General features: G+C 72.9%; 12 protein-coding genes and 1 riboswitch. Of the genes, 4 read left to right on the top strand and 8 right to left on the bottom strand.

What is annotated here, in order from left to right:
• Positions 1 to 17 precede the first annotated feature (17 nt).
• The 4 genes from ABZ805_RS03975 to ABZ805_RS03960 are packed head-to-tail and all read right to left on the bottom strand — an operon-like array spanning position 18 to position 3,085.
• Entirely contained in the window at positions 18 to 1,112 is a 1,095-nt protein-coding gene (locus tag ABZ805_RS03975; protein ID WP_358433944.1) for an ATP-binding cassette domain-containing protein, read from the bottom strand.
• The gene (locus ABZ805_RS03970) at positions 1,109 to 1,924 is read right to left on the bottom strand and encodes an ABC transporter permease (RefSeq protein WP_358433942.1); all 816 of its coding nucleotides are present in this window, start codon (positions 1,922 to 1,924) and stop codon (positions 1,109 to 1,111) included. The genes ABZ805_RS03975 and ABZ805_RS03970 overlap by 4 nt, the downstream gene beginning before the upstream one ends.
• Positions 1,921 to 2,682: a molybdate ABC transporter substrate-binding protein gene (gene modA / locus ABZ805_RS03965; protein ID WP_358433939.1), complete on the bottom strand. Its 762-nt coding sequence runs from the start codon at positions 2,680 to 2,682 to the stop codon at positions 1,921 to 1,923. Before modA ends, ABZ805_RS03970 begins: the two co-directional genes overlap by 4 nt.
• A 4-nt stretch (positions 2,683 to 2,686) precedes the next feature.
• Positions 2,687 to 3,085 (bottom strand): TOBE domain-containing protein, encoded by a 399-nt coding sequence (locus ABZ805_RS03960; protein WP_358433936.1) that lies wholly within the window; start codon positions 3,083 to 3,085, stop codon positions 2,687 to 2,689.
• Positions 3,086 to 3,257: 172 nt separating this feature from the next.
• Between ABZ805_RS03960 and moaA the strand changes: the two genes are divergently transcribed.
• The 3 genes from moaA (at position 3,258) to ABZ805_RS03945 (ending at position 6,011) form a co-directional block, all read left to right on the top strand.
• On the top strand, positions 3,258 to 4,316 hold the full coding sequence (gene moaA, locus ABZ805_RS03955; protein ID WP_358433933.1) for a GTP 3',8-cyclase MoaA: 1,059 nt from the start codon (positions 3,258 to 3,260) through the stop codon (positions 4,314 to 4,316).
• A gap of 5 nt (positions 4,317 to 4,321) precedes the next feature.
• Complete coding sequence (locus ABZ805_RS03950) at positions 4,322 to 4,618, top strand: MoaD/ThiS family protein (RefSeq protein ID WP_358433930.1); 297 nt, start codon at positions 4,322 to 4,324, stop codon at positions 4,616 to 4,618.
• 625 nt (positions 4,619 to 5,243) lie between these two features.
• Positions 5,244 to 5,358, top strand: a riboswitch (cyclic di-AMP (ydaO/yuaA leader).
• Between the two features lie 20 nt (positions 5,359 to 5,378).
• Complete coding sequence (locus tag ABZ805_RS03945) at positions 5,379 to 6,011, top strand: transglycosylase family protein (protein ID WP_358433927.1); 633 nt, start codon at positions 5,379 to 5,381, stop codon at positions 6,009 to 6,011.
• 318 nt (positions 6,012 to 6,329) lie between these two features.
• On the opposite strand, the gene ABZ805_RS03940 is transcribed toward ABZ805_RS03945, so the two are convergent.
• The 4 genes from ABZ805_RS03940 to ABZ805_RS03925 form a co-directional block, all read right to left on the bottom strand.
• Positions 6,330 to 7,280 (bottom strand): molybdenum cofactor biosynthesis protein MoaE, encoded by a 951-nt coding sequence (locus ABZ805_RS03940; RefSeq protein ID WP_358433924.1) that lies wholly within the window; start codon positions 7,278 to 7,280, stop codon positions 6,330 to 6,332.
• 163 nt (positions 7,281 to 7,443) lie between these two features.
• Positions 7,444 to 7,923, bottom strand: coding sequence for a cyclic pyranopterin monophosphate synthase MoaC (gene moaC / locus ABZ805_RS03935; RefSeq protein WP_358433922.1), 480 nt, complete (start codon positions 7,921 to 7,923; stop codon positions 7,444 to 7,446).
• Between the two features lie 82 nt (positions 7,924 to 8,005).
• Positions 8,006 to 9,460, bottom strand: a complete 1,455-nt coding sequence (locus tag ABZ805_RS03930) for an NAD-dependent malic enzyme (protein WP_358433920.1) — start codon at positions 9,458 to 9,460, stop codon at positions 8,006 to 8,008.
• A 262-nt stretch (positions 9,461 to 9,722) separates the two neighbouring features.
• Positions 9,723 to 9,917: a hypothetical protein gene (locus tag ABZ805_RS03925; RefSeq protein WP_358433918.1), complete on the bottom strand. Its 195-nt coding sequence runs from the start codon at positions 9,915 to 9,917 to the stop codon at positions 9,723 to 9,725.
• Positions 9,918 to 10,085: 168 nt separating this feature from the next.
• Between ABZ805_RS03925 and ABZ805_RS03920 the strand changes: the two genes are divergently transcribed.
• The gene (locus ABZ805_RS03920) at positions 10,086 to 12,341 is read left to right on the top strand and encodes a helicase-associated domain-containing protein (RefSeq protein ID WP_358433915.1); all 2,256 of its coding nucleotides are present in this window, start codon (positions 10,086 to 10,088) and stop codon (positions 12,339 to 12,341) included.
• Positions 12,342 to 12,366 lie beyond the last annotated feature (25 nt).

Raw genomic sequence — 12,366 nt, 5'->3', positions numbered from 1 at the left:
CCAGGGCGCTTCCTCAGTCACACCCCAGATGATCCATCGGATACCGGGTGCGTGGCCACTTCGGTCGCCTTAACCACGAAGAACACCAGGTCTCCGATGCCCAGCCGCAGGTCGGCGACCGCCGCGGGCGTCACGTCGGCGGCCAGCACCACCGGCTCCGGCGTCCGCGTCGAGGCCCGCAACCGCACCACGTCACCGCGCGGTTCCAGCGCGTCGACGCGCACCGGCACCGCGTTGCGCGGGCTGCCGTCCGGCCGTTCCCGGTGCACCGCGACCGCCGACGGCGCGAACACGGCCGCCGCGGGTTCTCCCCGCGCCACCTCCACCGACCTACCCGCGATCGCGGTGCCGCCGAAGTCCAGCCCGCTCTCGGTGGCGACACCGGTCAGCAGGTTCAGCCCGGCGATGCGCGCGGTGAACGCGGCCTGCGGGCGGGTCAGCACCTCCCGCGTCGGCCCCTCCTCGATGATCTTCCCGTCCACCAGCACCGCGACCCGGTCCGCCAGCACCACCGCGTCCAGCACGTCGTGCGTGACCAGCACCGTCGGCTGCCGCTGCTCCTGCAGCACCCGGTGCAGCAGGCCGCGCACCGCCGGGGCGGAATCCACGTCCAGCGCCGCCAGCGGCTCGTCCAGCAGCAGCAACCGCGGCGAGGCCGCCAGCGCGCGGGCCAGCGCGATCCGCTGCGCCTGACCGCCGGAGAGCTGCGCCGGGCGCCGGTCCGCGAACTCGGTCGCGTCCACCTCGGACAGCCACCGGCGCGCCGCCTCCCGGGACGCGGACTTCGACGTCCCGGTCGAGCGCGGCCCGAACGCCACGTTCTCCAGCACCGACATCCGCGGGAACAGCAGCGCGTTCTGCGCCAGCAGGCCCACCCCGCGCCGGTGCGTGGGCACGTGCGCGCCGGTCGCCGCGTCGCACCAGACCTGCTCGTCCAGCGCCACCCGGCCGCGCTCCGGCGCCAGCAGGCCGGACAGCACCGACAGCAGGGTCGACTTCCCGGCGCCGTTCGGGCCGAGCACCGCCAGCACCTCGCCCGGGGCCACCGACAGCTCCACGTCCAGCGCGAACTCGGGCCGCGCGAACGCGACCTCGGCGTGCAGACCCGTCACGTCCGTCCCTCCACCGCTCTCGTGCCCGCCACGCCGATCACCAGCAGCGCCAGCACCACCAGCAGCAACGACATCGCCACCGCGGCGTCCACGTCGGACTGCGCGGTGGTGTAGATGGCCAGCGGCAGGGTGCGGGTGGTGCCCTGCAAGCTGCCCGCGAACGTGATCGTCGCGCCGAACTCGCCCAGCGCCCGCGCGAACGTGAGCACCACGCTCGACCCCAGCGCGGGCAGCAGCATCGGCACCGTCACCCGCCGGAACGTCGTCCACGGGCCGGCGCCCAGCGTCGCCGCGACCTGCTCGTAGCGGGCGTCCGCCGAGCGCAGCGCACCCTCCAGGCCCACCACCAGGAACGGCATCGCGACGAACGTCTGCGCCAGCACCACCGCCGCCGTCGTGTAGGGCAGCCGCAGCCCGGCGTCGTCCAGCAGCCCGCCCAGCGGGCCGGTGCGCCCCAGCAGGTACAGCAGCGCCAGCCCGCCGACCACCGGCGGCAGCACCAGCGGCAGCAGCACCACCGCGCGCAGCACCCGCGAACCGCGCAGCCGCGCCCGCGCCAGCACCACCGCCAGCGGGCCGCCGAACACCAGCGACAGCACCGTCGCCACCAGCGAGGTGCGCACCGACAGGTCCAGCGCGTCCAGTGCAGCCTCGCTGGTCAGCAGCTCGGGCAGCCGGGCCGGGTCCACCCTGGTGAGCAGACCCAGCACCGGCAGCACGATCAGCGCCAGCGCCAGCGCGGCGGGAATCCACAGCACGCCCGGTACGGCGACCGGCCGCGCTCCCCCGCCGCGCGCGCGACGCGGGCTCACTCCGAGCCGAAGCCGTGCTCGGTGAGCACCTGCTCGCCCACCGGGCCGCGCACGTAGTCCAGGAACTTCGCGGCCAGCTCCGGTTCCGGCGCGTCCTTCAGCGAGACGATCGGGTAGTCGTTCACCGCCTCGTCCGCCTCCGGGAAGTCCACCCCCTGCACCTGGTCCGCGGCGGAGCGCGCGTCCGTCACGTACACCAGACCGGCGTCCGCCTCACCGGCCGCGACCTTGCGCAGCACCGACTTGACGTCGTTCTCCTCGCTGGCCGGCTTGATGTCCAGGCCCGCGGCCTGCTCCACCGCCGCCGACGCGGAACCGCACGGCACCTCCGGCGCGCACTGCACGACGAGCCTGCCGGGCGCGGTCAGGTCGGCCAGCGCGCCGATGTGGTCCGGGTTGCCCTTCGGCACCGCGATGGTCAGCTTGTTGGTGGCGAACACCTGCGGTTCCCCGCCGGTCACGCCCGCCTTGGTGGCCTTGTCCATGTTCTTGGTGTCCGCGGAGGCGAACACGTCGGCGCGGCGGCCCTGGGTGAGCTGCTCGACCAGCGTGGACGAACCCGCGTAGTCCAGCTGCACCTTCACCCCCGGGTTCTCCGCCTCGAACCGCTCGGCGAGCTGGTCGAACGACTCGGTCAGCGAGGCCGCGGCGAGCACCGTGACGGTGCGCTCGCCCTGCGCCTGCTCACCGCCGCCGGTCGAACACCCGGCCGCTAACAGCGCCAGCCCGGCCAGGGCCGCGACAACTCCACGTCTCACCACGTCAGCCTCCCGGCGTCTCCACCACGACGTTGGTCGATTTGACCACCGCCACCGCCAGCACTCCCGGTTCCAGGCCGAGTTCCCGCACGGCCTCGGTGCTCATCAGCGACACCACCCGGTGCGGGCCGCACTGCAGCTCCACCTGCGACATCACCGTGTCCGAGACGACTTCCGTGACGAGCCCGACGAGCCGGTTGCGGGCCGAGCGGCCGACCCCCGACGGGTCCGGCACGGCGCGCGCCTGGTCCCGGGCGAACCCGGCCAGCACGGCACCGTCCACCACGAGGCGGCCGGAGCCGTCCCGCTCGGTGGCGAGTTGCCCGCCGTCGGCCCAGCGGCGCACGGTGTCGTCGCTGACGCCGAGCAGTCCGGCGGCTTCGGAAATCCGGTAGTGCGGCACAGTCGTGCAGATTACTGCCGCACCTGCGGCCAGGACAGCGCCCACCGGCCGCACCCGCGGGTGCAGGACCGTCCACTGCGGATCCCCGCAGGTCGGGAAACCTGCGCTCCGCTGCGAGAAAGCCGCTCCCGGCGATCGAAATACCCCCGCGAGCAGGGTTAGGGTCGATGGTGTGACCGCAGTGGACCTGGGCATCCCGGCCGTGCGCCCCACGACCGACACGTCGACGCGTCCGGACACCCCGGCACTGGTCGACCGATTCGGCCGCGTGGCCACCGACCTCCGCGTATCCCTGATCGACAAGTGCAACCTGCGCTGCACCTACTGCATGCCCGCCGAGGGGCTGCCGTGGCTGAAGCGGCAGGAGATGCTCGACACCGGCGAGATGATCCGGCTGATCCGGCTCGCCGTCGAGACCCTCGGCGTCACCAACGTGCGGTTCACCGGTGGCGAACCGCTGCTGCGCCAGGACCTGGTCGACATCGTCGCGGCCACCAGCGCGCTGCCGAGCCACCCGAAGACCTCGCTGACCACCAACGGCATCAACCTGCACCGCTACGCGGACGCGCTGGTGGCGGCCGGGCTGGACCGGGTCAACGTCTCGCTGGACACGCTGCGCGCCGAGACCTTCCACGAGCTGACCCGCCGCGACCGGTTCCACGACGTGCTCGACGGGCTCGCCGCGGCGAAGGCGACCGGGCTGGAGCCGGTGAAGGTGAACGCGGTGCTGCTGCGCGGCGTGAACGACGACGAGGCCGGGGACCTGCTGCGCTTCTGTCTGGAGCAGGGCTACCAGCTGCGGTTCATCGAGCAGATGCCGCTGGACCCGCAGCACGGCTGGGACCGCGAGCAGATGATCACCGCGGACGAGATCCTGGAACGGCTCGGCGCCGAGTTCACCCTCACCCCGCACGTCGCCGAGCGCGGTTCGGCGCCCGCGGAGCGCTGGCTGGTGGACGGCGGGCCCGGCACGGTCGGCGTGATCGGCTCGGTGACGCGGCCGTTCTGCGCCGACTGCGACCGCACCCGGCTCACCGCCGACGGGCAGCTGCGGTCCTGCCTGTTCTCCACCTCCGAGACGGACCTGCGCGGCCCGCTGCGCGACGGCGCGGGGGACGAGGAACTCGCCCGGCTGTGGCAGGGGACGATGTGGGCCAAGAAGGCCGGGCACGGGATGGACGACGACGGGTTCGCGCAGCCGTCCCGGCCGATGAGCGCGATCGGAGGCTGACCGCCGTGACTGTGCAGTTCGAAGGTGCTCCCGCCGCGACGGCCGTCCGGGTGCGGTACTTCGCCGGGGCCAGGGCGGCGGCGGGCGTGGCCGAGGAGGTCCTGAGCATCGCGCCGGCCGTGCCGGGGCCGGTGCGGGCGTCGGACGTGGTCGAGGCGGTGCTGGCGGCGCACGACGAGCGGCTGGCCGCAGTGGTGCCCGCCTGCAGCTTCCTGCTCAACGGGGTCGCGCTGCGGGACCGGTCGATCGAGGTCGGCACGGGTGACGAGCTGGACGTGCTGCCGCCGTTCGCGGGTGGCTGAACGCCTGCGGCGATCGAGTTCTCTCCTCATTACTCCGCCCGCGCAGGCGCGCGTGCGCGAATACAACATTCCCCGGCGTGTCTGACACACTCCCCCGAGTGACTTTTCGGTGTGCGATCGAGTGGTCCCGCACCGTCTCCCCGGAGGTGCCGCCGGGACGGTCTCCCGATCTTGGAAAGACCCCGGGACGATCTCGAGCCATCTCCTCCAATCCCTCACCCGGCAGAGGTTCGCCATGACCGAGCGTCACTGCGCTTGATCGCGCAGTGATCGCCGGAAGGCCCGATTCCACGCCTGCCCTGGACTCGATTCAGCCCGCTCGCGAGATGACATCCGGTCGACGACGAGGTTGCGAGGCCACTGATGTGGTGAGCCACGCCTCACCGACGGTGATCGATCTCGGCCCGGAAACGACTTGATAACGACGCCCTGATCAGCGAAAACGATCGAGATCGGACACCCCTGAGCCATCGTTACTGTGACTAGCGTCACATATGCTCAGATTTCCGCTTCGGCGATCGGTTACGTAGTGTCGCTCTCCGGTCGGCCCCGAACCGATCAGCAAGGACCACGGAAGCCCGCAGCGCCGAACCCTGTCCGGCGGGCTTCCCACCCCCGAACGAACACACCGGACAGGGGCGGGGGAACCACCACTGGGCGCCCCGAACGCCCTAGGGGTGAAGCCGGCTCCCGAGCCGGCCGGGCTGCCTCTCAGCCCGAACCCGACAGCTCACCTCGCAAGCGCGGCAGGAGAGGGAACATGACTCGCTACGAAGGCAAGCACCGGAAACCTTCCACCGCCGGTATCGCTCGCAACGCCGCCAGACTCGCCATCGCAGGTGCCGTGGTCGCCGCCCCGATCGCGGTCGCGGCCCCCGCGAACGCCGCGGACTGGGACCAGCTCGCGCAGTGCGAGAGCAGCGGCAACTGGAGCGCGAACACCGGCAACGGCTTCTCCGGCGGCCTCCAGTTCACCCCGTCGACCTGGGCGGCCTACGGCGGCACGCAGTACGCGTCGAACGCCAAGGACGCCAGCCGTGAAGAGCAGATCGCGGTCGCCGAGAAGGTCCTCGCTTCGCAGGGCCCCGGCGCCTGGCCGGGCTGCACCTCGAAGACCAGCTGGACCAGCGGCAGCACCAGCGGTGGGTCCAGCTCCGCTTCCGAGAAGAGCTCCTCCTCGTCGTCGAAGAAGAGCTCGAAGAGCACCACCAGCACCAAGAAGAAGTCGACCGTCAAGTCGAACGGCGCCGACTACACGGTGCAGGCCGGTGACACCCTGGGCAAGATCGCCAGCCAGTACGGCGTGGACTACCAGGACATCTTCGAGCGCAACAGCGGCGTGCTGAGCGACCCGAACCTGATCTTCCCGGGCCAGCAGCTCGACATCAAGTGATCGACCGGCCAGGTCGTCGACCTGGCGCGGAGTCGACCGCCCGGCTCGTTCCCCCGTGCGAGCCGGCGCGACTCCCCTCTCGGGCCCCTGCCGCCTCCCCCAGCGGCAGGGGCCCGTTCTTCTTCCCGAGCCCGACGCCGCCGCGAGACCCGATCGTCACCTCGCCGAGATCTGAATGCATCCGGCGCGCCCTGAGAGCGCCGTCAACGAGATCAACGGGCGTTCCCGCCCTTCCCCCGAGATCCGGCACGTCCGACAGCGCAGAGACGATCTCAGCGGCGATCGCCGGAGCGAGGCTCCGAATGTCGAGGCTCCGGATCAGGGGCAGTTGACCCATTCCTCCGAGGCGTCGGTGAAGACCTGGCGCTTCCAGATCGGCAGCCTGCGCTTCACCTCGTCCACCAGCTCCGCGCACACCGCGAACGCCTCCTTGCGGTGCTCGGCCGCGACGGCGCAGGCCAGCGCCACATCGCCGATGCCCAGGTGCCCGATCCGGTGCGCCACGGCCAGGCCGCGCACGCCCTCGTAGCGGGCGGCGAGCTCGGCGGCGACCTCGCGGATCACCTCGTCCGCGCTGGGGTGCCCGACGTACTCGAGCTCGGTGACGCCGCGGCCGCCGTCGTGGTCGCGCACCACGCCGCCGAAGGTGACGACCGCGCCCGCGGCCCGGTCCTGCACCAGCCGCTCCAGCTCGGTGACGTCCAGCGGCCGGTCGACGACCTCGGCGCGCAGCACCTCGGCCGGCGCGGTCCGCACCGGTGCGGCGTGCGCGTGCGGCACCCCGCCGCCCGGCGCGTGGTCCCCGCCGTCGAGCTGGTCCAGCGCGTGGTCCAGCACCCCGTCCAGCACGCCGAGCCCATCGGCGACCCCGCCGCGGGACCCCGGCAGATTCACCACCAGCGTCCGCCCGGCCACTCCGGCCAGCCCGCGGGACAGCACCGCCGTCGGCACCTCCGGCAGCCCGGCGGCGCGGATCGCATCGGCCAGGCCGGGCACGGGACGGTCGAGGACCTCGGCGGTGACCTCGGGCGTGCGGTCCGTCGGGTTGATCCCGGTGCCGCCGGTGGTGATCACCACCGCGACCTCGGCGGCCACCGCCGCGCGCAGCGCCGCACCGACCGGCTCACCGTCCGGGACGACCTGCGGTTCGCCGACCTGGAACCCGCGTTCGCGCAGCCACTCGACGATGATCGGACCGGTGCGGTCGGTGTACACGCCTGCGGCGGCGCGGTTCGACGCGGCCACGACTCGAGCGGTGCGGGTCGGCATGGGCGGAGCTCCTCGCGTGCTGAGCGGATCGTGCGGCGGCCGGGTCGTGCACCGGACGGCGGACTCGCGGGCCGGGTGGATCGCGGACCGGTCGGGACCCGGCGGGGCGACCGCGGATCCACGTCGTGGTCCAGCGTACGAGCAGCCGCCGGGCCGCGGCCGATCAGTCCTCGCGAACCCAGGTGCCCGTCTTGCCGCCTTCCTTGCGCTCCACCCGGACCGCGTCGAGCACGGCGGCCGGATCGACCGCTTTGATCATGTCGTGCAGCGCGAGCCCGGCGCCGGTGACGGCGGTGAGCGCCTCCATCTCGACACCGGTGCGGTCGGTGGTGCGCACGGTCGCGGTGATCCGCACCTCGGCATCGCCCAGGTCGAGCTGCACCTGCACCCCGGACAGCGCGATCGGGTGGCACAGCGGGACGAGGTCCGGGGTGCGCTTGGCGGCCATGATCCCGGCGATCCGCGCGGTGGCGAGCGCATCGCCCTTGGGCAGGCCGTCCCGGCGGACCAGCGCGAGGACCTCCGCGGTGGTGCGCACGACGCCGGTGGCGACGGCGGTGCGCGCGGTGACCTGCTTCTCGGAGACGTCGACCATGCGGGCCGCGCCCGACTCGTCCACGTGCGTCAACTCGTCCTGCGCCATACCGCGAACTCTAGTCCGCGCGGTGGGCGGCCCGTCCGGCCAGTGCACTCGGCCGGACGGGCCGCTCACCTGCGGCGCGGGATCAGAAGTCGAGGTCCTCGGCCATGGACCACGGCATGGAGGAGCCGCCCGGCGAGGGCTGCTCGGTGCGGCTCGCGATCGCGGCCTTGCGCACCGCTTCGGCAACGGCGGGGGCGACGTTGCTGTCGAAGACGCTCGGCACGATGAACGACGGGTTGACCCGCTCCTCGCCGTCCACCACGTCCGCGATGGCGTTCGAGGCGGCGATCATCATCTCGTCGGTGATCTCGTGCGCGTGCGCGTCGAGCAGCCCGCGGAAGAAACCGGGGAACGCGAGCACGTTGTTGATCTGGTTCGGGTAGTCGCTGCGCCCGGTGGCGACGACCTTGGCGTGCTGCTGGGCTTCCAGCGGGTCGATCTCCGGGTCCGGGTTGGCCAGCGCGAACACGATCGCGTCCTCGTTCATGGTGGCCACGTCGTCGCTGCTGAGCAGGTTCGGCGCGGAGACGCCGATGAACACGTCCGCCCCGTTCACCGCGTCGGACAGCGTGCCGGTGCGGCCCTCGGAGTTGGTGCCCGCGGCGATGGAGCGGAGGTTCTCGTCCTCGTCGCCGCGGCCGCCGTGCACGATCCCGTCGATGTCCACGGCGATGATGTCCGCAGGCGACTTGCGCTGCAGCAGCCGGATGATCGCCGAGCCCGCCGCGCCGACGCCGCAGACCACGATCCGCACGTCCTCGATGTTCTTGCCGACGACGCGCAGCGCGTTGCGCAGCGCACCCAGCACCACGATGGCGGTGCCGTGCTGGTCGTCGTGGAACACCGGGATGTTCAGCTTGTCCCGCAGCCGCGCCTCGATCTCGAAGCAGCGCGGCGCGGCGATGTCCTCGAGGTTGATGCCGCCGTAGACGGGCGCGATGAGCTCGACCGCGCGGATGATCTCCTCGGTGTCCTGGGTGTCCAGGCACACCGGCCAGGCGTTGACGCCGGCGAACTTCTTGAACAGCGCCGCCTTGCCCTCCATCACGGGCAGCGCGGCCTCCGGCCCGATGTTGCCGAGGCCGAGGACGGCGGAGCCGTCGGTGACCACGGCGACCGAGTTCCGCTTGATGGTGAGGCGCCGGGCGTCCTCCGGGTTCTCCGCGATCGCCGTGCACACCCGGGCCACGCCCGGCGTGTAGGCGCGGGAGAGGTCGTCGCGGTTGGCCAGCGCCACCCGCGAGCTCACCTCGATCTTCCCGCCGAGGTGCACCAGGAACGTCCGGTCCGAGATCTTGCGGACCTTCACGCCGGGCAGCTCGCCGAGCCGGTCGGTGATGTCGCTGGCGTGGTCGGCGGACAGCGCGTTGCAGGTGATGTCCACGACGATGCGATCGGTGTGCGATTCGACGACGTCGAACGCGGTGATGACGCCGCCGGAACGCCCCACGGCGCTGGCGAGGTCACCCGCGGCGCTCGCGGACGGCGGCGCCTCCACTCGGACCGTGATCGAATAGCCCGGACCTGGAACCGGCATGGCGACACCCCTGTCGTGAAGTTTCGACTCGAGCGCCGGGCCTATGCACAGAACTCAGGTCTCAGGCAAGATCCAACACCCACCAAAGCCATTGAACTTCACCCGGCTGAGAAAAAGCCTAGAACTTTCTCCGGTGTGATCGATATCCGGCACCGTTACCGACGAGTCGGCCTTGACAACCGGCCCGGAACGCACGTCGGCCCCGGGTCCGCTGGGGACACCGGGGCCGGGGCGGCGCGGCGGGGCCGCTACTCGCCGGACGTCACTTGTTGAGCTCGGTGACGGGGTGCTCGTACGGGAACGTGCCCTCGTCGAAGGGGAAGGTGACGTCGCCGAACGGGGACAGCGCGCCCTGCTTGTCGGCGACCAGCTCGCTGACCGGGTGCTCGCCGTCGCCGACGTGCGGCCACGTCGGGTCGATGCGGTCCTTCTTCGCGTTGCCACCGGCCACGGTCATCCTCCGGAAAGTCGGGTGGGCGTACGCGCACCAGTTTGCCCGATCGGGTGGCCAGGGCGAACCCCGGCCCGCCGGATGCGGTGCGGATCATCGCCCGAGGTCGGGGCGCGTGCGCGTTCGACCACGATCCGGACGGGTGCGCAGGGCCGACTCGGTATCGTGGCGGGGATGGCTTCTCTCGCGGACTTCCTGCGCGCACGCGGCGACGAGGAACTCACGGATCTGCTGCGCACGCGGCCCGATCTGGCCACTCCTCCGCCCGCGGACACCTCCGTGCTGGCCACCCGCGCGGGGGTGCGCTCCTCGGTGGCCAGGGCGTGCGAGGACCTGGACGCGTTCGCGCTGTCCACCTTGGAGGCGCTGGTGCTGCTGAACGCGGACGCCGCGCCGGTCGGGCTGGACGCGGTGGCCGAGCTGCTCGGCGCGGACGTCACCCCGCAGCAGGCCCGCCGCTCGGTGTCGGAGCTGCGCCGCCGGGCGCTGGCCTGGGGCGAGGACGACGAGCTCGCGGTGGTGCCGACCGCGCGGGAGTCGCTGCCCGCGTTCCCCGCCGGGCTGGGCCGCCCGGCCGACGGCCTCACCGTCGAGGACGCCCGCGCCGCGCTCGCCGACCTGGACGAGCCGGAACGGGACCTGGTGGGCAAGCTCGCCGGGCCGAAACCGATCGGGCGCACCAAGGACGCGGCGCGCGGGGCCACCGACGAGGCGGCCACCCCGGTGCAGCGGCTGCTGGCGAAGGGCCTGCTGCTGCGCCGCGACGACGAGACCGTGGAACTGCCGCGGCAGCTGGCGTTCGCGATCCGCGGCGACCACCCGATGGGGCCGGTGGAGCCGGTGGAGCCGCTGCTGGACCTCGCCGCGCACGATCAGTCCACAGTGGATTCTACTGCGGCCGGTGAAGTGCTGGAACTGCTGCGGCACCTGGAATCCCTGCTGCACCTGTGGAGCGAGGACCCACCGGACGTGCTGCGCTCCGGCGGCATCGGGGTGCGCGACATCCGCCGGGCCGCGAAGGCGCTGGACGTCGACGAGGCGCGGGTGTCGCTGCTCGCGGAACTCGCGGCGACCACGAACCTGATCACCTCCGCCGAAGGCGCGGCCCCCGACTGGTCGCTCACCTACGGCGCCGACACCTGGCTGGCGTCCGGACCGGAGCAGCGCTGGGCACCGCTGGCGAAGGGCTGGCTGGACCTGCCCCGGCTCCCCGGCCTGGTCGGGAGCCGGGACGAGAAGGACCGGCTGCTCGGCACGCTGTCCGACGAGCTGCGCCGGGTGACCGCGCCGCGCGACCGGCTGCGCGTGCTGGGCGTCCTCGACGAGCTCCCCGGCGGGCACGGGGTGCGCAGCGCGGAGGACGTGGCGGCGCTGCTGGCCTGGCGCGCCCCGCGCCGCGGCGGGCGGATGCGGGACGACCTGGTGCGCTGGACGTTGCAGGAGGCGACCGCGCTGGGCATCGTCGCGCTCGGCGCGCTGTCCGGCGCGGGCCGGGCGGTGCTGTTCGACGGGCCCGGTGCCGCCGCGCAGGTGCTCACCTCGGCGTTGCCGGAACCGCTGGACCACGTGCTGGTGCAGGCCGACCTGACCGTGGTGGCGCCGGGCCGCCTCGAACCGGACCTGGCCGCGGACATGAAGCTGGTCGCCGACGTCGAATCGGCGGGCAGCGCCACCGTGTACCGGGTGGGCGAGAGCAGCGTGCGCCGCGCGCTGGACGCGGGCCGCACCGCCGACGAGCTGCACGCCCTGTTCCGGGACCGCTCCCGCACCCCGATCCCGCAGGGCCTGACCTACCTGATCGACGACGTGGCGCGCAGGCACGGCAGGCTTCGCGCCGGCACCGCATCGGCCTTCCTCCGCTGCGACGATCCCGTGCTGCTGGCCGAAGTGCTGGCCAGCCCGGGCGTGGGCGAGCTGGAGCTGCGCCGCATCGCACCGACCGTGCTGGTGAGCCCGCTGCCGCTGGTGGAGGTGCTGGATGGCCTGCGCGCCGCCGGGTTCACCCCCGCCGCCGAAGGACCCGACGGGCAGATCCTGGACCTGCGCGCCGAAGGCCACCGGTCCCGCGGCCGGATCCGCACCACGCAGCCGCCCGCGCTGCCCGCTCCGCCGGGGGACGAGCAGCTGGCGGAGATCGTGGCGCAGCTGCGGTCCGGGGACCGCGCCGGATCGGTGCGCCGCGGCAGCGCGATGCGCCCCGAACGCGGCAGGCCCAGCGCGGACGCCACCTTGCAGCTGCTGCGCGATGCCGCGGTGCAGCAGCGCAGCGTGTGGCTCGGCTTCGTGAACTCGAACGGCGTCGCCAGCCAGGTCGTGGTGCAGCCGGTCAGCGTCGGCGGCGGCGTCCTGCAAGGCGTGGACCGCGGCAGCGGCGAGCCGGGCCGATTCCCGTTGCACCGCATCACATCGGTGGCGGTCGTGGAGGACTGAGCACTCCCGGACGTCCGACCGGCGC

This window comes from Saccharopolyspora sp. NPDC047091, assembly GCF_040643635.1.
Lineage (GTDB): Bacteria > Actinomycetota > Actinomycetes > Mycobacteriales > Pseudonocardiaceae > Saccharopolyspora_C.
The sequence above is the reverse complement of the archived record's forward strand: the minus strand, read 5'-3'. Positions and strand labels throughout refer to the sequence as shown.